The 22,086-nt window shown below is 38.7% G+C and carries 25 protein-coding genes and 1 tRNA gene; 16 read left to right on the forward strand and 10 right to left on the reverse strand.

Features of this window, described 5'->3' with window-relative positions; all coding sequences use genetic code 11:
- Window positions 1–611: 611 nt before the first annotated feature.
- The 12 genes from H8B06_RS01440 (at window position 612) to H8B06_RS01495 (ending at window position 7,462) form a co-directional block, all read left to right on the forward strand.
- Window positions 612–1,124, forward strand: a complete 513-nt coding sequence (locus tag H8B06_RS01440) for a DinB family protein (RefSeq protein ID WP_190992492.1) — start codon at window positions 612–614, stop codon at window positions 1,122–1,124.
- A gap of 82 nt (window positions 1,125–1,206) precedes the next feature.
- The gene (locus H8B06_RS01445; RefSeq protein WP_190992493.1) at window positions 1,207–1,644 is read left to right on the forward strand and encodes a carboxymuconolactone decarboxylase family protein; all 438 of its coding nucleotides are present in this window, start codon (window positions 1,207–1,209) and stop codon (window positions 1,642–1,644) included.
- A 6-nt stretch (window positions 1,645–1,650) separates the two neighbouring features.
- Entirely contained in the window at window positions 1,651–2,031 is a 381-nt protein-coding gene (locus H8B06_RS01450; protein WP_223857405.1) for a nuclear transport factor 2 family protein, read from the forward strand.
- A 184-nt stretch (window positions 2,032–2,215) separates the two neighbouring features.
- Window positions 2,216–3,064: a sigma-70 family RNA polymerase sigma factor gene (locus tag H8B06_RS01455; RefSeq protein ID WP_190992494.1), complete on the forward strand. Its 849-nt coding sequence runs from the start codon at window positions 2,216–2,218 to the stop codon at window positions 3,062–3,064.
- A 30-nt stretch (window positions 3,065–3,094) separates the two neighbouring features.
- Window positions 3,095–3,676: an FMN-dependent NADH-azoreductase gene (locus H8B06_RS01460; RefSeq protein ID WP_190992495.1), complete on the forward strand. Its 582-nt coding sequence runs from the start codon at window positions 3,095–3,097 to the stop codon at window positions 3,674–3,676.
- Between the two features lie 2 nt (window positions 3,677–3,678).
- Window positions 3,679–4,035, forward strand: a complete 357-nt coding sequence (locus H8B06_RS01465) for a nuclear transport factor 2 family protein (protein ID WP_190992496.1) — start codon at window positions 3,679–3,681, stop codon at window positions 4,033–4,035.
- Between the two features lie 251 nt (window positions 4,036–4,286).
- The gene (locus H8B06_RS01470) at window positions 4,287–4,649 is read left to right on the forward strand and encodes a hypothetical protein (protein WP_190992497.1); all 363 of its coding nucleotides are present in this window, start codon (window positions 4,287–4,289) and stop codon (window positions 4,647–4,649) included.
- Window positions 4,650–4,731: 82 nt separating this feature from the next.
- Entirely contained in the window at window positions 4,732–5,106 is a 375-nt protein-coding gene (locus H8B06_RS01475) for a VOC family protein (protein ID WP_190992498.1), read from the forward strand.
- Between the two features lie 22 nt (window positions 5,107–5,128).
- On the forward strand, window positions 5,129–5,536 hold the full coding sequence (locus H8B06_RS01480; protein WP_190992499.1) for a VOC family protein: 408 nt from the start codon (window positions 5,129–5,131) through the stop codon (window positions 5,534–5,536).
- 10 nt (window positions 5,537–5,546) lie between these two features.
- Window positions 5,547–5,852 carry a hypothetical protein gene (locus tag H8B06_RS01485; protein WP_190992500.1) on the forward strand — a complete coding sequence of 102 codons (306 nt, stop codon included), beginning with the start codon at window positions 5,547–5,549 and terminating at the stop codon, window positions 5,850–5,852.
- Between the two features lie 98 nt (window positions 5,853–5,950).
- Window positions 5,951–6,757, forward strand: a complete 807-nt coding sequence (locus tag H8B06_RS01490; protein WP_223857406.1) for an alpha/beta fold hydrolase — start codon at window positions 5,951–5,953, stop codon at window positions 6,755–6,757.
- A 42-nt stretch (window positions 6,758–6,799) separates the two neighbouring features.
- Window positions 6,800–7,462, forward strand: coding sequence for a DUF998 domain-containing protein (locus tag H8B06_RS01495; protein ID WP_190992502.1), 663 nt, complete (start codon window positions 6,800–6,802; stop codon window positions 7,460–7,462).
- Between the two features lie 186 nt (window positions 7,463–7,648).
- Here the strand turns inward: H8B06_RS01495 and H8B06_RS01500 are convergent.
- Window positions 7,649–7,721, reverse strand: a tRNA-Lys gene (locus tag H8B06_RS01500).
- A gap of 103 nt (window positions 7,722–7,824) precedes the next feature.
- On the reverse strand, window positions 7,825–8,697 hold the full coding sequence (gene prmC, locus H8B06_RS01505) for a peptide chain release factor N(5)-glutamine methyltransferase (protein ID WP_190992503.1): 873 nt from the start codon (window positions 8,695–8,697) through the stop codon (window positions 7,825–7,827).
- Window positions 8,698–8,795: 98 nt separating this feature from the next.
- On the opposite strand from prmC, the gene ribD reads away from it, so the two are divergent.
- Window positions 8,796–9,857 (forward strand): bifunctional diaminohydroxyphosphoribosylaminopyrimidine deaminase/5-amino-6-(5-phosphoribosylamino)uracil reductase RibD, encoded by a 1,062-nt coding sequence (gene ribD / locus H8B06_RS01510; protein WP_190992504.1) that lies wholly within the window; start codon window positions 8,796–8,798, stop codon window positions 9,855–9,857.
- Here the strand turns inward: ribD and H8B06_RS01515 are convergent.
- Window positions 9,854–10,234 carry a hypothetical protein gene (locus tag H8B06_RS01515; protein ID WP_190992505.1) on the reverse strand — a complete coding sequence of 127 codons (381 nt, stop codon included), beginning with the start codon at window positions 10,232–10,234 and terminating at the stop codon, window positions 9,854–9,856. The two genes, ribD and H8B06_RS01515, sit on opposite strands and share 4 nt — an antisense overlap.
- 120 nt (window positions 10,235–10,354) lie before the next feature.
- On the opposite strand from H8B06_RS01515, the gene H8B06_RS01520 reads away from it, so the two are divergent.
- Window positions 10,355–11,632 carry a DUF2851 family protein gene (locus tag H8B06_RS01520; protein WP_190992506.1) on the forward strand — a complete coding sequence of 426 codons (1,278 nt, stop codon included), beginning with the start codon at window positions 10,355–10,357 and terminating at the stop codon, window positions 11,630–11,632.
- Here the strand turns inward: H8B06_RS01520 and H8B06_RS01525 are convergent.
- From H8B06_RS01525 to H8B06_RS01540, 4 genes are all read right to left on the reverse strand, one after another.
- Window positions 11,629–12,282 (reverse strand): ankyrin repeat domain-containing protein, encoded by a 654-nt coding sequence (locus tag H8B06_RS01525; protein WP_190992507.1) that lies wholly within the window; start codon window positions 12,280–12,282, stop codon window positions 11,629–11,631. The genes H8B06_RS01520 and H8B06_RS01525 overlap by 4 nt on opposite strands.
- A 291-nt stretch (window positions 12,283–12,573) precedes the next feature.
- Entirely contained in the window at window positions 12,574–13,167 is a 594-nt protein-coding gene (locus H8B06_RS01530) for a Crp/Fnr family transcriptional regulator (RefSeq protein WP_190992508.1), read from the reverse strand.
- A gap of 52 nt (window positions 13,168–13,219) precedes the next feature.
- Window positions 13,220–15,823 (reverse strand): DUF5686 and carboxypeptidase-like regulatory domain-containing protein, encoded by a 2,604-nt coding sequence (locus H8B06_RS01535; protein ID WP_190992509.1) that lies wholly within the window; start codon window positions 15,821–15,823, stop codon window positions 13,220–13,222.
- Between the two features lie 167 nt (window positions 15,824–15,990).
- Complete coding sequence (locus H8B06_RS01540; protein ID WP_190992510.1) at window positions 15,991–17,676, reverse strand: RluA family pseudouridine synthase; 1,686 nt, start codon at window positions 17,674–17,676, stop codon at window positions 15,991–15,993.
- Window positions 17,677–17,780: 104 nt separating this feature from the next.
- On the opposite strand from H8B06_RS01540, the gene H8B06_RS01545 reads away from it, so the two are divergent.
- Both H8B06_RS01545 and H8B06_RS01550 read left to right on the forward strand, forming a co-directional pair.
- On the forward strand, window positions 17,781–18,308 hold the full coding sequence (locus tag H8B06_RS01545; protein ID WP_190992511.1) for a Dps family protein: 528 nt from the start codon (window positions 17,781–17,783) through the stop codon (window positions 18,306–18,308).
- Window positions 18,309–18,404: 96 nt separating this feature from the next.
- Window positions 18,405–18,824 carry a DoxX family protein gene (locus H8B06_RS01550; RefSeq protein ID WP_190992512.1) on the forward strand — a complete coding sequence of 140 codons (420 nt, stop codon included), beginning with the start codon at window positions 18,405–18,407 and terminating at the stop codon, window positions 18,822–18,824.
- A gap of 33 nt (window positions 18,825–18,857) precedes the next feature.
- Here the strand turns inward: H8B06_RS01550 and H8B06_RS01555 are convergent, their stop codons facing one another.
- From H8B06_RS01555 to H8B06_RS01565, 3 genes are all read right to left on the reverse strand, one after another.
- Complete coding sequence (locus H8B06_RS01555; RefSeq protein ID WP_190992513.1) at window positions 18,858–20,087, reverse strand: DEAD/DEAH box helicase; 1,230 nt, start codon at window positions 20,085–20,087, stop codon at window positions 18,858–18,860.
- A gap of 374 nt (window positions 20,088–20,461) precedes the next feature.
- A complete protein-coding gene (locus tag H8B06_RS01560; RefSeq protein ID WP_190992514.1) occupies window positions 20,462–20,776 on the reverse strand; it encodes a hypothetical protein in 315 nt (104 codons plus the stop codon).
- 53 nt (window positions 20,777–20,829) lie between these two features.
- Window positions 20,830–21,948 carry a Gfo/Idh/MocA family protein gene (locus tag H8B06_RS01565; RefSeq protein ID WP_190992515.1) on the reverse strand — a complete coding sequence of 373 codons (1,119 nt, stop codon included), beginning with the start codon at window positions 21,946–21,948 and terminating at the stop codon, window positions 20,830–20,832.
- Window positions 21,949–22,086: the final 138 nt, after the last annotated feature.

The raw sequence follows: 22,086 nt of genomic DNA on the forward strand, positions 1-22,086 counted from the left end.
CCCGGCTATAAGAAAAAAAGCAACCCTTTTTGAGTTGCTTTTGTTTGTGATCCCATTATAGGGAACTTTGATGTCCAAGTACAAAGGACTTTTGAAAACTTGGAAAAGGTATTGAAAGCCGGAGGTTCAAGTTTGAAGAATGTCGTTAAGGTCGTTGAAATTGAAGCCATTACCGTAGTAGATGAAGTAGCTGATTGGAAAAAGTAAAACGTTATCATATCAGCATTTTATCGACCTCTATAAATAGTTGTTAATCAGTGCTAATGAGAAATATTAAAAAAAAATCAAATAAGTTGTCACGAATCTATGCCTTAAAATGTCTTAACGAAAAACAATAGAAGCCCAAAGTGGGAGATGAAAAAGTTAAAGAAGGTAAATCATACTTTACCTATACCTTGAGCAAACGGTGAGCGTATTCTAACAGAACTTTTAAATTTAAACAACGATGATTCCGATTCATGAACTTTTATGGTTTACTTTAGCAGCTTTCATAATGTCTATATTACAAATAATCCACTTTGGATAAGGACGCAGAAATGGTTTATGGCCGATGTATTGACTTTTTTGCAGTAAAAATGGTGCTTTCAAAAGCTAAATAACAACAGAATAAGATGGACAACATTCTATCAATAAGAGAATCAATCTGGAATCAATTCGGAGCAAGCCTTGATATGCTTGAAAATGCGATTATGATGTGTCCAGACGAGCATTGGGACACGGAAATAAGATTTTGGTATGCTTCCTACCATTGCACCTTTTGGACAGACTATTACTTAACAACTGACCCAAGTAAATTTACTCCACCAGCACCTTTTACATTGTCTGAGTTTGACCGGGCAGGTAAAATGCCAGACCGGACATATTCAAAAACTGAAGTACTGACGTACTTGGGACATTGCCGACAAAAGGCAAATCTATTCATATCAGTGCTGAAAACACACCAATTAAACGAACGGTGGATTAGCGAGCGCAAAAATTATACGTTATTGGAGATTTTGATTTATAATATACGGCACATTCAACATCATTCAGCCCAGTTAAACTTGTTGTTAAGGCAAACCATTGATAATGCGCCGACTTGGGTAAGTCAAGCCAAGAACCTGAATACGAAAAGTAGGGAGTAAAAAAATAGTAAATTAGTGGGTATAATGAAATATGTGTCCGTAAAACCGACTGCCCTAAAAGTTAAACGAAAAAGAAATAAATATGGAAAACAGAATTGACATACAGCAGCTTGAACCGGATGCATTCAAAGCAATGTTCGCTTTGGAAAATTACCTTCAACATTCGGGACTTTCAAAAACGTATTTGTACCTGATTAAAATTCGTGCCTCCCAAATCAATGGTTGTGCTTTTTGTATCAATATGCACACCGCGGACGCATTGGAACAAGGTGAAACTGCACAACGAATTTTCTTGCTCAATGCTTGGAAAGAAGCTGAATTATTTACCAAGGAAGAGAAAACAATTTTAGCCATAACCGAGGAAGTAACCTTAATCAGCCAAAACGGATTAAGCGATGAAACTTACAAACAGGCCGAACAACTTTTTGATGGAAACCAAATTGCGCAAATCATAATGGCGGTTGTTACCATAAATGCGTGGAATAGGATTGTAATGATTACCAAGAAAACGGTAAAATAAATAGATATGGACAAAATAACAATTAATAAAGAAGACATTGTTGAAGCGGAAAACAGGCTTTTTGCGGCTCAACTTGTAAGCAATGTAGACATTCTTGACCAACTATTGCACGATGACTTAATTGCAGTTGCACCAACAGGACAAATAGTAACGAAGCAAATGGACCTAGATACCCATAGAGCAAAAACAATGATTATTGAAGATGCTTCAACCGAGATCAACGACATTAAAATAACAGGTGATACAGCACTTTCTATCGTAACCATGACAGCTAAAGGGGAAACCATGGGAACACCGATAGAGGGAAAATTTCGCTATTTTAGAGTTTGGAAACGATTTGACGGCATATTGAAAGTCATAGGAGCAAGTTTTATGCAACTATCATAGAGTTTTCTCCACTGTGAACCCATTATTGCATTCAACTTATGAGAATAATGTGAAAAAACTTATGAAACAAACATTCAGAATCACAATACGCAGGACAGGAAGTCAACGAAAGAAGAAGGGAAATTCGTTTGATTGTCCCTTTCTTTCAAACAGGAAAAAAAAATATCCTTCAAAAAAAACAACAATGCAGGAAAATTATAGCAAGCTCTTGACCTATGCCTACAATATTGTGGGGTCTTATGAGGATGCCAGGGATTTAGTACAAGATGTATTGGAGAAATATATCACACTTGATAAATCGAATATTCGGCACGAATCAAATTTTTTGATTAAAAGCACGATCAATCATGCCATCAATTTCAAAACCCGTCAAAGCAAAAGAGAAATCTTTGGTGAATGGTTACCGGAGCCGGTATCATTTGAAAATGCCGATACTAAAATCATCAAAGACGAGACCGTAAGTTACACCATGTTGGTGCTGCTTGAACATCTCAATCCAAAAGAAAGGGCTGCTTTTATTTTGAAAGAAGGGTTTGATTATTCGCATTCAGAAATTGCAGCGTTGCTCGAGATAAGTCCCGAAAACTCGCGCCAACTACTAAGCAGAGCTAACAAGCAATTAAAGGGAGATAAATTTTTGCCACAAAAGTCAAATATTGGCATTCATATAGAAACATTAGGGAAATATCAAGCGGCATTAGCTCAAGCCAATATTAAAGAGTTGGAAAATTTATTGGTCAGCGACATAAAGCTGAATGCCGATGGGGGAACCCAGGTACAGGTGGTGAAAGGCAAAGAGGTGGGACGAACAGCTACCGCCACATTACTGGTCTATGTGCAACAACAATTTCTGTCTGATAAAGAAGTTACTTTTCAATTCTTTAATCATCAACCTGCAGTTTGCTTCTGGGAAGGTGATAAATTACATAATTGCCATATTCTCCAATTAAGTGATGAGGGAGCGATTCGGGAGATTTATTCCATCGTGGATCCCGAAAAACTAAAAAATATTAGCAAGCTGTCACATATTTAATGTTGAAAGTGTCTTCCATAAAAAGAATAAATGAAGACACTATTGAGAATTGACAGCAGCTTTCGCCTTAACAATTCCTATTCCCGAATAGCCGGTGATACCTTTGTGAAGGAATGGGAAATTCTAAATCCTATCGGAATAATCAAAAACCGAGAAATAGGTTTCTTTCACGTCCCGCATCTCGACCAAGCATTATATGACGAATTCTATCAGACTCAAAACCCCTCAGATGGATTAAGGCTTTCTGATGAGCTGATAGCAGAGCTCATTGACTGTGATGAAATCCTTATTACGGTTCCTATGTACAATTTTGGTATCCCTTCATCACTGAAAGCTTATTTTGACTTGGTGGTACGAACAGGTAAGACCTTTGTATATCAGGATCAACCTATCGGCTTGCTGCAAAATAAAAAAGCATACATTCTGTCATCGATGGGCGATTTTAAATCAGACTCACCGAATCTCGTAGAAATGCATCTGCAGCGAATATTAAATTTTATGGGCGTTACGGATATTTCCTATTATTCGTTAGATGGTACAGCAGATAAGAATCATGTAAATCAACAATTAAGAAATCAAAAAAAATCGATTAGAAACATTTTAAATCAGTAACCATGGAACAGGTAAAAGCAGCCATTGAGGCATTTGTAAAAGCAGGCGACAACCGGGATATAGTAGCTCTGGAAGAGATCTTACATACTAACTTTCAAAACATACAAGATGTGTTCTTTGATGAGGATAGAATTTGTGTGTTCTCGAAGGATGACTATATCGAACTCATCCGTACAGAGAAGTTTGGAGGAAGTCCAAGAAGCATTGACTTCCATTCTATCGAACACACGGGTAATATTGCTATTGTACGGGCCAAATTAGAAAGTCAGTATTTAATCTTCCATTCATTGATTGTATGTGTGCATGATAATGGGCATTGGAAAATAATAAATAACACACCTGCGATAGAAGCAAAATAACAGGCGTTGGTGGCGGATTTTTCTTCCGCCATCTTAAATCATTATGGAAGATTTTTTTTCAAATCATGAAAGTCTTATAGTGTTGCAAATTGATTTACTACAACACATGTATAAAAATGAGATGATGCGACTGCTTTGATAGATAGAGGGCGTGATTGCAGGAAAGCGTAAAAATACTAATTTGCCTTTGCCCGTGAAAATGAACAGGATACCTACTTTCTAACAAAATAGTTGAAGACGGCAACGACAATGTGAAGCAGATAGTTGAAGCTAATTACAGGCAGATTAAGGCAGACGTTGTTCAGATTGTTGAAAGCGAAATGGAGGGTTCATCAATTATTTGGAAAGATACGGAGGGTAATCTTGGTGCGAACGGAATTATAGAAATTCATCAGCCCCAAGAATATTTGCAATTGCATTATTACGATGATCTGGAGCCAAAACCCGAAGCTACGTTAGGTGATTACTACGAAAAAATCAGGCTGGTACCTGATGATAACGAAAACATACTTTCCATTGAAATTGGCAAAATAGCGAAAAGCGATATACCTATGTTTGAAGAAATGTGGGATAAGGCAATAAACATCATCAAGGAACGCTCAGAAAAAGAATAAAATAAAAATTCAAATCTTGCCATAGGGTAAGTATCTTGATTCACCGATTTAATTACTTTGTATGTCTTATTGAAAGACAAATATGAACCAAAAATTTAAAGCAGGCATTAACATCGCTATCAAGATTCCCAGGAGTAAATATGATGAAACAATAGCATTTTATAGGGATATTTTAAAGTTGGATGTGGAAGAAAAACCAATAAATAACCCAACTGTTTCCCGAACCCATGAAGTAAAGTTTGGTAACAATATTATTTGGCTAGACTGTGTGGACAATTATACCCATTCCGAAACCTGGTTGCAGCTTACCGTTCCTGATGTGGAAGAAGCGACGAAATATTTGCAGTCAAACGGTGTGGAAACCTGTGATGAATTAGAAGAACTGCCCGAAAATATGCATTGGATTACCGATCCTGCCGGAACGGTATTTAACCTGCAACAGAGAGCACCCGATTGATCCAAATTTAAATGCACTGAACATGAATATAAGAACCACAATAGTTTGTTTGCCAATTCAGGATCTGGAAAAAACACTGACATTTTACAACAACGTATTTGGACTTCCCGATATTCAGATTGAAGGAGGAATGATTACGATTGAACTTCCAAATCTTTCTTTATTTCTTATGGAAAAAGATGCTTTTGAACCTTACAGCAGAAAAGCTGGTCGCAGCGTAGCATTTCCAAATGACAATATTGGAACAATTATCAGTTGTGCCTTGATGTCCAAAGAGGATGTGGATACAGCTTTGGAAAATACACCAAACTACGGAGGCGTTGTATCGGGCAAAGCTATGATTGATGAAACCTACGGTGGGTATATCGGATATATTTCTGACCCTGACGGTCATTTGTGGGAATTGGTATATCCACCACAGCAAGGATAAAATAATGAATATGGCGACAGAAAAGACATTAAGAATTTGTAACAAAGGACATAAATACTACAAAAGCAGTCGGCTGACAAACGGTACTTTGCTTGACTTGCAACCAAAACGACTAATAAAACATAATTTGTTTGAACCAAATAGCGAGACCGTTATGGCAGTTCTTACTTATGAATTTCAGGAAAAAGACGGCATTACATTGCTGACAGGTAAAGAAGAACTACCCCAACCATTGGACACAGCAGCTTTTGATGACGCTTCCGCAGGTTGGAAATCTGCATTGGATTTAGTGAAACAAATTGCCGAAACATTATGACATATTACCTAACAGAAATGAAAAGAGTAATTGTAATTTTCGGCTTGACACTTTTCATATTGACATCGTGCAACAAAAACAAGACAGACACTAAAACAATGACAACAACAACGACAAACAAAGTAACTTTTGATAGCGGATATTCCGAAGTGAACGGACTGAAAATGTATTACGAAATTTACGGACAAGGCAAACCGCTAGTTCTCATTCACGGTGGTGGCTCAACAATTCAATCTAATTTTGAAAAAATTATTCCTTTGTTCGCAAAAAACAGAAAAGTAATTGCTGTTGAATTACAAGCACACGGACGGACAAGCGACAGAAACGCAGACTTGACATTTGAGCAAGATGCTGACGACATTGCAACGCTACTCAAAAACTTAAACATGGACAAAGCCGACTTTTTCGGTTTCAGCAATGGCGGGACAACAACTTTGCAAATTGCCATTCGCCATCCCGAAATCGTTGATAAATTAGTTTTAGGCTCTGCACTTGCCAAACGAAAAGGAATTCCCGAATGGTTTTGGGATTTTATGAAACAAGCGAAATTGGAAAATATGCCTGAACAACTGAAAACGGCATACAAACAAGTTGCTCCTGACACAAGCGGTTTACAAATAATGCACGACAGAGATGCAAAACGAATGGTAAACTTCAAAGACATTCCAGACGAACAAATAAAATCCATTAAAGCACCGACTTTAATCATCATTGGCGACAAAGACGTAATAACACCCGAACACGCCATTGAATTGCACAGACAGATTGCCAACGCTGAATTAGCGATAATTCCGGGTGGACATGGAGAATATATTGGCGAAATGACGACACTAAGACCCGACACAAAAGAAAGTGAATTTGTTGTGCCGTTAATTGAAAAGTTTTTGAACAAACAAAAAGAATAAGGATTTTATATGTATTCGCAACCGATTTAAAAAAATAGTCCAATGAAAAGTCTATATGTATTCGCAAACAGCACAATTTTATTTGGGGTTGTATCCATTATATGCCTCTTAATCCTGCATTTTGTCAGCGCGGAATTCAAGCCGAATTTCAGGATGGTAAGTGAATATGCTTTAGGAAAACACAAATGGTTGCTGACCATTTTCTTTATTTGCTGGGGGCTTTGCTCAATATCATCAGGGTTCATGTTGTGGAATGTTGTTACTTCAGGTTGGGCAAAGTTTGGAGTCGTATTATTATTTGTCACCGGCATGGGAGCCATTATGGGGGGCTTGTTTGATGTCCAGCACAAACTGCACGGACTTTCTTCTATTATCGGCATTCCTTTTTTGCCAATTGGTGCATTACTTATATCGTATCACTTAATAAAAAAAGAAGAATGGCAAAACCATTGCACACCACTAATAATTTCATCGCATTCTACTTGGATAAGTTTGATATTTATGGCTGGTTCAATGTTCCTGTTGTTTTCGAGTCTGAAATCAGCAGGTATAGAATTTGGACAGAACTCGAAACCTTTTGTGGAACTGCCAAAAGGAGTTATTGGAATAAACGGCTGGGCAAATAGGTTATTGGTCTTGTGTTATATCTTGTATCCTGTATTAGCTGCAAAAATATTAATAACGATACTAGAATTAAAAGAATAATAAAATGCTATGATGCCACGGCAGTGCCAAAGAGGGAGTTGCTTTTGTTTGTGATCCCGCTGGGATTTGTTCCGTCACACTATCCCGCACTCATTCCGGAACGAGATAGTTCGAACCCATCCCAACCCTTCTGTTCTCATCCCAGCTAACAAAAAAAGCCCAATCTTTCGATTGAGCTTTTGTTTGTGATCCCGCTGGGATTCGAACCCAGGACCCATACATTAAAAGTGTATTGCTCTACCAGCTGAGCTACGGAATCGTACTTCATTTGTGTTTGAAGTGTTGCAAAGGTAGAAAAAATGTTCACTTTTGCCAAATGACTGCTTGTTTATTTTTTGTGCAAGCCTTTAACGGACTGTTTTTCATGAAAATAATTTTTTAAAATTCGCTTTTATCATTCGATCTACTTGGTTTAGATCCTGACGTAATGTGACGTGCTCATACCCTTTCTTTAATAGGAGATCATATGTCTCTCGACCCAAATATTGGTTGATTTCAAAATAAAGACTACCGTTAGGTGATAAATGTTTCTTCCCCATTTCAGCGATGACATCATAAAAAAGAAGAGGAGCCTGTTCTTCCACAAAAAGCGCGCTATGTGGCTCGTAAAGTAAAACATTCTGGTGCATGTCTTTTTGTTCACTTGGCGTAATATAGGGAGGATTACTGACGATAATATCATATTGCTGGTTTTCTTGTAGAAAGCTATCCCATTCCAAAATATCCGCTTCGATAAAGTTTACAGAAAGATTTAGGTTTGTGGCATTTGTACGAGCAACCGTTATAGCCGGACTTTGCAGATCAATAGCATCAACTTGCGCATGGGGTAATAGCTTTTTAAGTGCTAGCGCGATGCAGCCCGACCCTGTACCGATATCGAGTATGGACATCTGTTCATTATTTTGATGTTCCCTAACAATCCATTCCACTAACTCTTCGGTTTCCGGACGGGGAATTAGTGTATGTTCGTTTACGGAAAGACAAAGGCCATAGAAATCTGCTTTCCCCAGGATATGTTGTATCGGACGCCCCGTCTGCAGTTCCTCAAGTATATTTAAAAATTGGGGCAATACCGTTTCTTTAACTTCGCTTGTACTGTTTAACATATAGTGCGTACTGTTTTTTTTCATTACAAAAGCGTAGGTCATCAAAAACAGTTGTTTAATTTCGGCGGGAGAATATAGTGGTAATAAAGCTTCTCGATAAATTTCCGCTATATCTTTGAAATTTTTCATCTTAATAAATTGTCTTTTAAAGGTGGTAATAAACTACAAACTTACAAAAGCTGATTACACTTTTGATATTCTTTGGTAAATGCTAAGTTTGTAATAATATGGTACAAGACGAGAGATATATGCATCGTTGCCTCGATTTAGCTATTCTGGGAGCAGGTTCGGTTAGTCCAAATCCCATGGTTGGCGCTGTCATTTTGCACGAAGGACGCATCATTGGTGAAGGCTATACATCGCCCTATGGAGGGCCTCATGCTGAAGTGAACGCCATACAGGACGCCTATCAGAAGTTAGGTGAAGCAGAAGCCCAAATCCGTTTTCGTACATCCACGATGTATGTCAGCTTAGAGCCCTGTTCGCACTTCGGAAAGACCCCACCCTGTGCCGATAAGTTGGTCGAATTGCAATTCAAGCGTGTAGTTATTGGTTGTCTGGATCCCTTTGCAAAAGTTAATGGGCAAGGAGTTAAAAAATTACAATATGCAGGTATGGATACTACGGTAGGCGTGCTAAGAGATGCTTGTACGTTTATGAACAGACGATTCTTTACCCGTATTCAACAACAACGTCCCTATGTTATTTTAAAATGGGCGCAAACCGACGATGGCTTTTTTTCGCCAGAGGATGCGGCACAGCAGTGGATAAGTAATAATGCCAGTAAACAACTTGTGCATAAGTGGAGAGGGGAGGAGGATGCAATATTGATCGGTACATCGACTGCCTTGATCGATAACCCGGGATTGAAGACACGTTTGTGGAATGGAAAAAATCCCAAACGTATATTGATCGACAAATCCTTAAAAGTACCCGCAGATGCTGCTATTTTCGACGAAGAGGCTGATACTATTGTCTTCAATGCAAACCAAACAGATTGGCAGAAAAATAAAAAATTAATCGCATTAGAACATTTTGATCTCTATCTGCCGCAGCAGATGCTCTATCAGCTTTATCTGATGGATGTGCAATCCTTAATAGTAGAAGGTGGGGCGAAAACATTACAGTCGTTTATTGACGCAGGAATATGGGACGAAGCCCGTGTTTTTGTTTCTCGGCAACGTTGGGGACGGGGTAAACCTGCGCCTCTGTTAAAAAAATCAGCAGCTACTGTGCAAAAGGTGGGTAATGACGACTTGAACATTTATCTTAACGGGAGGAACAGTTAGTGGACCTTTGGTGTATCCAGAAGATCCGTTACATAACCTAATACTTCCTGCTCGGTATGGCCATCTTCCAACATGGAAAAGGTGAGATATGCAGCATATATCTCTGCACTGAATACAACGTGTTTATCCGAAACTATTTTATCGATTACGTCTTCATTGACATCGATCCCAATATGATGTAATTCGTTGTGCAGATTGGTAGAAATAGCGCAGTGATCTTCTCCTGATGCAAAAGCCGCAATGATATGTAATACCAACTTGTCCAAAATTTCAGGGCTGATTTCGGTCGCTTTTTCGCCGTAACTACTTAAATCTATTCTTTTCTTAGCACTATTGACAATTTTATCCCAAATAAGGTATTCCGTTTTCGTGTGCATAGCTGTTGAAGTTTATAATCTACTTTAAAGATAATAAAAAGAAAAATATACCCCAAAATAATGGTTGTATTTTTTGAGATTTCAAATGGAATTTATAAAATCATTTCGTACCTTTAAGGCATGATTGCAGAAGAATTATTACACTTCGTCTGGCAATTTAGGCTTTTTAACCAATTAGAACTTTATAGCACAGATGATGAACAAATCAAGATTATTCAGGTTGGACAATGTAACGACAACGCCGGGCCCGATTTTTTATTCAGTCAAATATCAATTGATGGTCGAGAATGGAGAGGGCATGTAGAAATCCATGTGGATGGTGCCGATTGGTTTAAACACCAACACCATCTGGACGCAGTTTACAATAGTGTTGTACTTCATGTTGTTTACCAAAACCCTGTTCCCGCATTTCGGGAAGACGGCACGGTTATTCCCTGTTTCGAACTTGCTTCCCTGATAGATACTGGTTTGCTGGAGCGCTATAGGAGCATTATGCAGAATCTACACTGGATTCCTTGCGAAAAACACCTGCATGAGGTAGATATCTTACATAAAACGCAAACTATGCAGCGCATGGCCGCAATGCGTTTAGAACAGCGATATGGACAGATACAAGAGCTTTTGACCGAAACATTGGATGATTGGGAAAAAGTGTTGTTTTTGCAGCTTTGCCGTAGCTTTGGAATGAAAGTTAATACCCATCCATTTTTACAATTGGGGAAATTGGTCGATTTATCCTTAATACGAAAATATCGAAATGATATTTTCAAAATGGAAGCAATGATATTTGGTCAGGCTGGTTTTCTTACGGATGTACCGAACGAAGGCTACACGAAGAAGCTGGCTGAGGAGTATCGCTATTTGAAAGCTATCCATGGTCTAAAAGAGTTGAAAGTGTTGGAATGGAAGTTTATGCGTATGCGTCCATATAATTTCCCTACATTTCGTTTGGCGCAACTACTGGCTTTGTATGGTCGGGCTCCTTTTCTTTTTGAGGAGCTTATACACTGTAAAAACATGACGGATTTAAATCAAATATTGGCCAATGTATCATTGTCGTCTTTTTGGAAGACCCACTTTATATTGGGGAAAACAACGCCCGCACACGGCACTGACCTGTCACCGCGTTTTATAGAACATATTGCTATAAATGCGGTGATACCCATGCTGTTTTCTTATGGAAAGTGTATGGGGATAGACGAATTGCAAACAAGGGCATTGGAGTGGTTAGCGGAACTAAACGCAGAGCAAAATAAAATTACACAAAAATTCAGTGAATTGACGTTGTCCGCAATGTCTGCCGCGGATTCACAAGGATTGTTGCAGTTGAAACAAAATTATTGTGATCAGAAGAAATGCTTGCAATGCAATATCGGACTTTCTTTGCTCAAGAGCTAAGCTACCCGCAATATTTCGGCAAGTTCTTTATGTCCCTTTTCGAGCGCAAGATCAGAAGCAGTCATGCCCATTTCTGTTTTTACGGAAACATCTGCTCCGTTTTCCAGTAAGACGATAATCAGATCGATATTGCCTTGTTGTGCTGCAATGTGTAACGGAGTGATACGGGCGTGTTGAGCTACGTTTACGTTTGCACCACCTTCAATTAACATTTTACTGATTTGGTCATATCCCCCGGTAAGTGCCGTATGCAATGGATATACATAGTAACCATTTTGTGAACATATATTTGGGTCTGCACCTTTTGCTAAGAGTGTTTGAACCACTTTTTCCTGCCCGAAATGTGTCGCAATGCCTAACGGTGTAAAGCCATGTGTAGAAATCTCATCGAGAACTTCGGGTTTTTGTTTAAGCATATTCTCGATCTGTTGGGCAAGACCAATGGCGCAGGATTCATGGATCGTAATAGCCGTTAAGTGATTCAGTATCGTTTTGATCACTTGGTCTTTATGGTAATAACAGGCGAGTAATAATGGAGATATATCATGGCTTGTCTGCTCTCTCAATAATTCCGGTTGCGTTCTCAACAATATCTCCAAATCATGGTGGTTCCCGGTCTCTATATATTCTTCTAACTTATATAAGCTCATTACATATCTTTTGAAGTTTACGAATTAAATAAAATTTTGTGAAAAATGGATGAAATGTGAATAAGATTTGATGTGTTTATAAAAATAAGCATATCATACCGAATAACCTTTTATGCTATTCGGCATGTAGTCATACTTCGACATTTCCTAATAAACTCGTTAAAATGCTGCGGTATTGTTAATTTAAAATTTACTTTTGTACTAGCCCTCCCAAAGGGCATGTTTTTCATAGGTAGATGTAGGGCCGAATTTCATAGTTCGGCCCTTACTTTTTTCCTGAAAATCGTGAAGTTATTTCGATAGGTCTCTTTTCCCCACCAGTTCCTTCCGAATGCGGCTAAGAGATGTATCGGTAATGCCTAAAAAAGTGGCGATATGCTTTAATGGTGCTTGTTGAAAGATAAGTGGTTTCTCTGCCAGCAGTTGTTTATAACGGTCTATTGCGGATAGACTAATAATATCTATGGCTCTTTTTTTAGTGATAAGTAATTGATAAGCCATCCAAGCACGACCCCATTCCGCCAGCGCCGGAATGGTCTCAAACAGCCCCTGAAATTGTTCAAGTTTTATTTTCCACAATGTACAATCCGTTATGCATACCATATTCTCTTGTGTAGGAATATGATGGAATATAGAAGCTACTTCGATAACGACGTCATCGGGGCAAAAAAAGTTAGTACTGATATCATTACCTTCGTAATCATGGACGAAAGCACGAACGATACCGTCCTCAAGTATATAGTAGCAATCACTAATCTGCCCTTCGTGTAATAGAAGATCGCCTTTCTTGAAAGAGACTTTTTCATGTTGTTCTATAATGCGCTCTATATCCGTATAGGACATGGAAGGATATTGGTAAACTAAGTGAAGTTTATCTGGGTACATAGCAGCTTTTTGTTTTAAAAATAGAGTTTTTTTAAAACAAAATACATACCATTTAAAAATCAAACTTCACTCTGACCCGAATCCCGTGTTTGGGTACGTCGGGTTGATCAAGATAGTTTAGTCGTTTTACGTAATCGACCCGGATAAATTTAAAGATATTCGTCAAGCCTACACTAGCTTCTACATAAGGCTTGTCACTAAATCCATATGTGATCGGTTCATTGTCATCATTCTTTTGAAATTGGAATACGTCGTTGGTATAAGCCGGATTGTTTTCGTCGCGCAGACCTCCATAAATAACTTTAGCACTGAATACTTCACGCCATTTGAGTTTTTTTATCAACGGTATCTTATTCAGCAAAAATCCATTCATATAATATTGTACATTTGCAGATACGGAGTGATCGCTCACAAATTCCAAAAAGTTCATGAGATTATAAGATCGTAACTGATAAGCATACGTTTGGTTTGCGCGATGGATATTTAAAAACGGGAAAGGAATATGGTCTCCCAAAATATAATTTCCTTCTATATTTACATCAGCATAGCCTAACTGTGAAAAATAAAATCGTTTATCTGCACCCAACGTAAAATTGTGATAATCATACTCTCCGCTTAACACATTTTTAAGGCCAGCAACATAGTTAAGATAAAAGATAGGATATTTATTGTATATCGGTGTTCGGTAAAGTTTACCTTGATAGAATTCTTCATGAGGCGCATACCGCAAACTTACCGAAAGTTCGGTTGTGTTTAATGCATTAAATAGTCTATTGTTGCCTTGATCGTCCAACATCTGATAGGTTAATATACCGGCAGGCTGTTGTCTCCATTTCGATAAACCAATGAGGTAGGAGAAATTGTTTTCAAATTCACGTTTGTACTCCAATCGGTAAATATCATTGTAGAGATAACGCTCATTTTCCCCTCGTTTAAACGATAACAAAAAATTATCCTCTTGAACAAACTCTAAATTTTGGCCAGGAATTTTGGTGTCTCGCATAACGGATGCCCGTAAGTAATGCTGTGGAAATGTATATACCGATTTATTGTTGAGCGCATACGTTCCGCTCAAGAAATATTTCCATTTTTCGTCCTTAAATCCATAAGCGGTATAAGCTTCCGCGTAAAATCGTTTGCTTAATCTGTCCGTAGTGCGTCCACCTAGGCGCAACCTAAAGCCTTCTACTGGATTAAAGCTATAGAAAGTATTGACAGGGCCAATCTCAACCGGGCCAGCTTGTTTGTAACCAGAAAGAACCAGGGCGCTGATATCCATAAACCGCTGAAAAGAGGGGATAAGCTGTAGCGTATCAATATTACGATATATGTTTTGTTCATTAGGTTTCAGTGCAATGGGACGATGGGTTGCCCAATAGGTTTCATCCAATGTAGTATCATTCTCTTGGACAATCTTTACAACAGATGGACCTGCATAAATACTATCCGGTTGGACGATGTCTGTTTTGAAGCCATCAAAAGTTACGGTACGGTTTCCCTTAATGCCTGTACCTTTATCCGTTAACGAAAAATCCAGACCTAATGAACTTGTTTTTAGGTAGTAGCGGTTATTGCTATCCTGCTCAAAATCTAGCTTTACATCGAGATCGCGAACGAAATTCAGATTAATATCATCGGCTACACTGAGATCAGCACGCTTGACTGCATATTTCCCGTCTAAGGTGATATATAATTTTCCTTGAAAAAGAAGATCGGCTTTATTACGTGGAAAGAAACTCAATTCTACCAAATATGGGGTTTCTGTTTTAACCGTATCTGTAATGTAGAACCTATAAAACGTAGGCGATGAGCCGGCAATTGGACTTAAAAACTGATTCGTTACCAATTCGATATTACTTTCATAAATGTCAATATCTTGGTATAGTTTATTAAAGTATGCACTTAAACCGTCGTTATCTACAAATTTTGGGTCGAATTGCGCCCGCTGTTCCGCTAGAATAAGCTGTTTTGTCGTGTTTGGCTTTTTACGTGTATATATTTGCGATAATCGTTCCTCTATATAAGCAGGAAGCATGTAACCTCTAGTACGACCTCCCGTTTCTACGTCCTCTTTTTCAAACAAGAATTGGTAGTTTTTGAATACTTTTCTGTTTTTAAATTTCTCCGATAAATTGCTCAATCCTAAAGAAACTTTCTCATACTGGCGATACTCGGCATATTCATAGGATGCCATTCGGTTTTCATCTTTATGTGCGATAACCTTACGGATAAGTTCGACCGCCGGGTTGTTCTTGTTCGAATATCTTGCACGTCTCGGAGCAGTAATTTCTATTGTTTCAATGGTATGTTCTTCCGGGACTAAATAAACGGTTAATTCTTGATAGGTTTCATTATTGATGCTCACATCTTGGGACTCGTATCCCACAAAGGATATACGGACTTTAGAGAAACCCGGATCAACTTTTAATATAAAATTTCCGTCGTCATCAGTAGATGAAGCGTTAGTGGATCCTATAGCCGCGACAGTGGCATAGCCAATCGGTGCTTTATTCGTGACATCCATTACTTTCCCTTTTAAATGAAGGGACTGTGCGAATGATAACCTTGAAAATAAGAAAAGTAAGCTAAATATTCCAAACGTTAATCCGTATGCTAACAGCCCGTTATTAGTTGATGTTGTGCGATAACTTGACATAGTGTCTCTCTCTTTATAAACTCATTTGACTTTTGAACCAACTTAGTCAGTTTATGAGGTCGGACAAAAGTAATAATACTTTAACTGATTTTGAAGAGAGAAATTGGCTGCAGATAGAATGTGACGTTTTCTTGATAAAATGGGGAGTATGTTACTTACTGTCGTTATCAAAAAGGGTCTTCTGCCGTAAAGGCTATATGTTTTCCCGTTCTGGGATGGACGAATTGAATATACCCGGCGTGGAGGTGTAGTCTATCCGCCCGTTGACCATATAAATCGTCACCCAGTATAGGGATATGAAGGCCTTGGTGATGAGCTGCATGCACACGAAGCTGATGTGTCCGCCCGGTCAATGGAAAAAGATGTATACGCGTATATCCATCTTCATATCCAAGTACATCAAACTTCGTTTTTGCAGGTTTGCCATATTGATAACATACTACTTGTCGCGGGCGATCATCTAAGTCGACACGAAGGGGCAAATCGATAATTCCAGTTTGTGGTGTTAATATTCCATCCAATATAGCGGTGTACCGTTTTACAACGGTATGTTGAATAAATTGTTTTTGAATAAACTGATGAGCCGTTTTGTGCTTCGCTAATATCAAAAGGCCGGAAGTCGACATATCTAGTCGGTGAATAATAACGGGGCCGGAAATCTCGGGATATTGTGCCAATATTCTAGTGTAGACGGAATCATGTACGTGGATGCCCGGCACAGAAAGAAACTCTGCGGGCTTGTTAATGACAATAATATCTTCATCTTCATGAATAATGTCAAATGTACGCCCCTGTGCTGGGTTTATGCGCATGGGATCTGGAGCAACATGGAGCCCCTTTAGCATATGTGATAAAATGGGTTCGCATTTGCTTTTGCAGGCAGGATAGAAATTTTTATGCTTTCTGATCTCTGAAGCTGGTGAAACTCCCCACCAGAATTCAGCCATGCAGATAGGCTTCAGTTTGTGTTGATAGGCATATTGGAGCAATTTCGGGGCTGCACATTCACCGGCACCAGCGGGGGGGATAGTTTGCTTGCTTTCTGCAAAGATAGCTAATAAACTTTTCGTTTCTGCTCGCGCATTTAAAAATTGATATCGCTCAAATAAGCGTTGTTGGAGTACCGCGGATTTTAGCTTTCGCGTATTCTTTAAATCTTCTATTTCTTGCTGTTTATGTTGAATCAGTTCTTCGATAGATTGGAGCTGTGTTTTCCATTTATCTTTAAGAACAGCATATTCATGTTGGTCACGATAACTTTGTTTGATAAGATCCGTTTCCAATAACTGATAATCCGTTTCGGACAAGATATCGCTGTGCTCAGCTCTTATCTTTTTCCGTTTTGCTTTTTCGGTTTTCATATGGAGACGATAAACCTTTAACGCTTCGTCGGCCTGTTGTTGTATTTCCTTAAGTTGCTGGATGAGCTTGGGAAGATCTGGTGCGTTTTCGAGGTTTTCAATTTGTCGGTTCAATGCGTTGATTTGTTCTTCCTCTTGGAGGAAGAAACTTTCTTTCGTTAGCATATCAAAAATAGGCGGGACAAAATAGGTGTGTTGATTGGTACCCGCAAGCTTTCCTGAACAGGCTGCCAGATACCCCAATTGACCATTTTCGCTTTCCACTACCAGTACCCCAAACATCTTGCCGAGGGCGAAACCTTCTCGGTTTTGTAAACCGAAATTATGAACAAAGTCTTGTTGTTCCTCGAGATATTTCTGTAATTCTATAACGGCTATTTTACTTAGCGCATCAGCTTCATAACAAAAAGGAAAAGTGAAGGCTTCGGGTTTCGGTATCCCAGCAATATCCGATTGAAAGTGATGAAAAAAGAGGGGATTGTTGACAACCATGTGAATGATAAACTTTGTGCGACAAAAATAGAAAAAACGAACAAAAACTCGTAAATTGTGTTAATCTCAATAACACATAATTTTTACTTTTAAATTTTTATAATATGAAAACGGATATAGAAGAAACAGACGCAACTGTGCTTGAAAAAGCTTTAGCAAGCTCATCCAGCATAGGTATCAAAGAAAAAGACACACATGCTATCGCTGTTATTTTGAATAAACTATTGGCCGATGAACATGTGCTGTATGTGAAAGTTCGCAACGCACACTGGAATGTGGAAGGGCCTGATTTTCATGCACAGCATCTGTTTTTTGAAGGTTTATATGGTGAATTAGCAGAAACTATTGATGAAATTGCAGAACGTGTTCGTTCAATCGGCCATTACGCGGTGGGTACCATGAAAGAATTCTTAAAATTGACGCAATTGACAGAGATGCATTATCAAAAAAATGATAGCAAAGGTTTTATCAAAGAGCTGTTGTCAGATTATGAAGCCATCATCGTATCCATTCGCGAGCAGCTGGATACGGTTGCTGAAAAGCACAATGATGCCGGAACAGAGGATTTCTTAGTCGGTATCATGGAAGCACACGAAAAGACAGCATGGATGCTGCGTGCTCATTTACGTTAATCCTTGCGGTCATTTTTTATAGGGACGCAAATTTATCTTGGATGAATTTGCGTCCCTATTTTTTTATATTTGTCTATATACACAACCGTATTTTATATGAAAAAATTTTTTCTAACTGTTCAGAAAGGAACAAAATCCAGCAACTTTGCAGCCTTAATACTGCGGATAGGTTTTGGTGTTTTGATGATTCCGTATCATGGTTATGTAAAGTTGGTCGAGTTTAATGAGCGCAAAGATGGATTTGTTGACTTATTGGGAGTAGGCAGTACCGTATCATTGAGCTTAGCGATATTTGCAGAATTTTTCTGTTCGATACTGTTAATTCTCGGATTATTTACCCGATTGGCTACTATTCCTTTATTGATAACGATGTTGGTTATCTTCTCTGTACATAATTGGGAATTATTTGGGAAATATGAATTAGCCACAGCTTTTTTTATCGGTTACCTTTCGATTTTAATATTGGGGCCGGGTAAATTTAGTATGGATTACTTGGTTTTTAAGCGTAGAAGATAATAAGTAATGAGGAGTACGCTTGCTCCTCATTATTTATTCTTTCTCTTTACCTTTTATACGTTTAAAATTTCGAAAAGGTTTTTTTCGATTCGTATTTTTCTTTTTTGCTCCCGTACGGGGCTGATATGATGGCCCTTCTGCAAAACTGGCCGGTAAAGGCATTTTGGGTATTTCTTTTTCAATTAGTCGCTCAATGCGGGAAAATCGATTCTGATCCTTTTCGTTGATGAATGTAATCGCAGTACCCGTCGTTGCCGCTCTCGCCGTCCGTCCAATTCGGTGTACGTAATCTTCCGGATCTGGAGGTACATCATAATTGACAACTAAGCTAATTCCAACAATATCAATACCTCGAGAAATAACATCAGTTCCTACCAGTACTCTTATTCTCCTTGCTTTAAAGCGCTGCATGATATCTTCCCGTTGCACCTGCTCTAAATCCGAATGAAAACCTTCTGCAACAATCCCTTTTTTTATCAATTCTTTTGTAAGCCTTTTGACGATATCTTTTTTTGAAGCAAAAATAATAATGCTTTCATAGACTGGATTATCCAATATATGTTTGATGAGCTCCATTTTATGTTCATCGTAGACCAAATAGGCCTGTTGGTCAATGCCCTCAGAGGGTTTGGAAATAGCTACATTGATTTCTAGGGGTTGATAGAGTATTTTCTTCGCTAATGTTCGAATTTTAGGAGGCATTGTAGCAGAAAACAATAAGCTTTGTCTCTTTTTGGGTAACGCGCTGATAATACGCATAATATCATCATGAAATCCCATGTCCAGCATACGATCTGCTTCATCCAGCACGAGATGCTCTAAATGGCTATAATCTACTTTTCCGGATCCCATGTGGGCGATAAGTCGACCAGGAGTTGCAACAATAATGTTTACGCCCTCTTGAATTGCTCTTCTTTGTTGTTCATAACCTGCTCCGTCTCCACCACCATACACGCATATAGAAGTAGCCCCCGTAAAATACCCAAATCCCATAATTTGCTGGTCGATTTGTACAGCAAGTTCTCGGGTGGGAACCAGGATAAGGCTATTAATCCTTTCTTGAGGATTCTCGGCAATTTTGTTCAATATCGGCAGGAGATAAGAAGCTGTTTTTCCTGTGCCTGTTTGTGCACAAGCGATAATGTCTTTTCCGTTTAAAATAACCGGAATTGTTTTTTCTTGGATAGGGGTAGCCTCTTCAAACCCCATACTATCAAGTCCTTCCTCTAAGGTGGGAGAGAAACCAAATTCAATAAATTTCAATATCTTAATTATTCATTTTTGCTAAAATTAGCGTAATAATTCGGATGAAACAAATTTTATATTATATAACGCACACGTATATGGGCACCTCGATCGACCGGTTTAATTTGTCATTCATTAACGATATGTCTTTTTTTTAAGTTTTGTGTTAAAAAAAATACGTTTTTTTTGGAAAAATGATAATTTGTTTGTATGTTTATATGCTTGTTTGTTGCCAAGTAAGCTACCCTATGTTGTAAATAAAAAAATTGGTCAACGATATCTCGATCCGCTTTTTCTGGCGGATATAAGTTTGTTTCATTTTGTTGTTTAGTAATCGAGTGATCGCTCAGAAGCCCCGCGGAAATCGCGGGGTGGATGAGCGTTTGTTTTGTTTAGCCGCCGGTACAATCCATGCAGGAGTTTCCATATGCGTCATATTCATCGTAAGCTGCACCTACTTTGCCAAACAATGTAATAACCCGATCCAACCTTATTTTAATTCCATTGTCTAATAATAGAAAAACACCTTCCGCTTTTTTTTCTTCCAGTTTGATAACGCTACCCAATACCTCATCGACTTGGTTATCCTGATTAAAAAAGAATATTTTGCCTCGACGCGCTTTTTCAATTTCCTCTTCCGCAACCTCCCGGTATTCCCATGCCACGGGAAGATAGGAGTCGTTTGAAGATATGTTCTTGTTATTCATAATGTGCACTAATTTGTTTTTTTGTGTATTATCGAAATGCGACAGCTATCTCTTTAGAGATTTAGATTAAGTTTATCACCTGTTTTACAGGATTTATAAATAGCGTCTATTATTTTTAAATCTTTTAAGCCTTCTTTCCCATCAACAGGTATAATAGCCTCTTTTCCTTCCAGGATAATAGAGGCCATTTCTTCCATTTGTATGGTTTGATGGGTAATGTGCGGTTGTGTAAGTTTGCCTTTATGCGTCCGACCTGCTATCGGTCCATAGCCTGTTGAGGGTTGCATCTCGGCAAAACCTTTTTCACCATTTAAAAAAAAGCGGTCGAGGTGATTCATGTTGTAGGTGGATAGGCAGGATGCTACGGCGCCACTTGGAAAACCAAGCTGAAATAAAATGGTCTCATCTACACCCTCCTTAAATTTAACGGGATCGGTCTTTGTCTCTTGTGCAGTCACCCATATGGGTTCTTCGCCGACCATATAGCGGGCACCATTGATCGCATAAATACCGATATCCATCAGCGCACCGCCACCTGCTAGGGGCTTATCCAACCGCCATTGATTAGGATCTCCTATCCGGAAACCACATTGCCCTTGAAAAAAGAGAATCTTCCCAAAATCACCATGCTGGCGCATGCGGACGACTTCCAACGTGTTTGGCTCAAAATGCATACGATACCCCACTAATAACTTAACGTTAGCTTCTTCGCATGCGCGAACCATTTCTTCCCCCTCTTTAGCATTCAATCCCATTGGCTTTTCACAAATGACATGCTTTCCAGCTTTTGCAGCCCGAATGACCTGATCGTGATGAAGGGCATTCGGTGTGATCACGTAAACGGCATCAATATCCGGATTGTCCTTTAATGCATCAAAATTCTCATAGTTGTAACAGTTTTTTTCCGGAATTTGATATTTCGACTGCCAATCTTTGATTTTTGCTGGTGTGCCACTGATCACACCGACTAATTTAGCTTTTTTACAAGCCTGCATTGCCTCCGCAACACGTGTTCCATATCCACCAAGTCCCATAATAGCGACGCGCAAGACTGGGCCGTCATAGGGCCTGTTGTCGAAAGAGGCTAAATCAAAATGCCATTTGGAAGGCAAGAAGGGCAGTGCCATGGCCGAATAAGTAATCTTTTGAAGAAAATCTCTTCTCGTATTCATAGGCTCAATTTTAGTGTTTCATCGTCTTTAAAGTTAACAATAAAACATTTTACTATCCCAAAATGTTCATTTAAAAATAGATAAGTTTATGGTATTACCGATAATATTTGCAGTTCTATTTATTGCGCTAGGAATTTT

The organism is Sphingobacterium micropteri (assembly GCF_014692515.1).
GTDB lineage: Bacteria > Bacteroidota > Bacteroidia > Sphingobacteriales > Sphingobacteriaceae > Sphingobacterium > Sphingobacterium micropteri.

Excerpts from the sequence above, each read along its gene's own strand:
- H8B06_RS01440 (WP_190992492.1), top strand. The coding sequence starts at position 612 with ATGGACAACATTCTATCAATAAGAGAATCAATCTGGAATCAATTCGGA.
- H8B06_RS01445 (WP_190992493.1), top strand. The coding sequence starts at position 1,207 with ATGGAAAACAGAATTGACATACAGCAGCTTGAACCGGATGCATTCAAA.
- H8B06_RS01450 (WP_223857405.1), top strand. The coding sequence starts at position 1,651 with ATGGACAAAATAACAATTAATAAAGAAGACATTGTTGAAGCGGAAAAC.
- H8B06_RS01455 (WP_190992494.1), top strand. The coding sequence starts at position 2,216 with ATGCAGGAAAATTATAGCAAGCTCTTGACCTATGCCTACAATATTGTG.
- H8B06_RS01460 (WP_190992495.1), top strand. The coding sequence starts at position 3,095 with ATGAAGACACTATTGAGAATTGACAGCAGCTTTCGCCTTAACAATTCC.
- H8B06_RS01465 (WP_190992496.1), top strand. The coding sequence starts at position 3,679 with ATGGAACAGGTAAAAGCAGCCATTGAGGCATTTGTAAAAGCAGGCGAC.
- H8B06_RS01475 (WP_190992498.1), top strand. The coding sequence starts at position 4,732 with ATGAACCAAAAATTTAAAGCAGGCATTAACATCGCTATCAAGATTCCC.
- H8B06_RS01480 (WP_190992499.1), top strand. The coding sequence starts at position 5,129 with ATGAATATAAGAACCACAATAGTTTGTTTGCCAATTCAGGATCTGGAA.
- H8B06_RS01485 (WP_190992500.1), top strand. The coding sequence starts at position 5,547 with ATGGCGACAGAAAAGACATTAAGAATTTGTAACAAAGGACATAAATAC.
- H8B06_RS01490 (WP_223857406.1), top strand. The coding sequence starts at position 5,951 with ATGACAACAACAACGACAAACAAAGTAACTTTTGATAGCGGATATTCC.
- H8B06_RS01495 (WP_190992502.1), top strand. The coding sequence starts at position 6,800 with ATGAAAAGTCTATATGTATTCGCAAACAGCACAATTTTATTTGGGGTT.
- prmC (WP_190992503.1), bottom strand. The coding sequence starts at position 8,697 with ATGAAAAATTTCAAAGATATAGCGGAAATTTATCGAGAAGCTTTATTA.
- ribD (WP_190992504.1), top strand. The coding sequence starts at position 8,796 with ATGGTACAAGACGAGAGATATATGCATCGTTGCCTCGATTTAGCTATT.
- H8B06_RS01515 (WP_190992505.1), bottom strand. The coding sequence starts at position 10,234 with ATGCACACGAAAACGGAATACCTTATTTGGGATAAAATTGTCAATAGT.
- H8B06_RS01520 (WP_190992506.1), top strand. The coding sequence starts at position 10,355 with ATGATTGCAGAAGAATTATTACACTTCGTCTGGCAATTTAGGCTTTTT.
- H8B06_RS01525 (WP_190992507.1), bottom strand. The coding sequence starts at position 12,282 with ATGAGCTTATATAAGTTAGAAGAATATATAGAGACCGGGAACCACCAT.
- H8B06_RS01530 (WP_190992508.1), bottom strand. The coding sequence starts at position 13,167 with ATGTACCCAGATAAACTTCACTTAGTTTACCAATATCCTTCCATGTCC.
- H8B06_RS01535 (WP_190992509.1), bottom strand. The coding sequence starts at position 15,823 with ATGTCAAGTTATCGCACAACATCAACTAATAACGGGCTGTTAGCATAC.
- H8B06_RS01540 (WP_190992510.1), bottom strand. The coding sequence starts at position 17,676 with ATGGTTGTCAACAATCCCCTCTTTTTTCATCACTTTCAATCGGATATT.
- H8B06_RS01545 (WP_190992511.1), top strand. The coding sequence starts at position 17,781 with ATGAAAACGGATATAGAAGAAACAGACGCAACTGTGCTTGAAAAAGCT.
- H8B06_RS01550 (WP_190992512.1), top strand. The coding sequence starts at position 18,405 with ATGAAAAAATTTTTTCTAACTGTTCAGAAAGGAACAAAATCCAGCAAC.
- H8B06_RS01560 (WP_190992514.1), bottom strand. The coding sequence starts at position 20,776 with ATGAATAACAAGAACATATCTTCAAACGACTCCTATCTTCCCGTGGCA.
- H8B06_RS01565 (WP_190992515.1), bottom strand. The coding sequence starts at position 21,948 with ATGAATACGAGAAGAGATTTTCTTCAAAAGATTACTTATTCGGCCATG.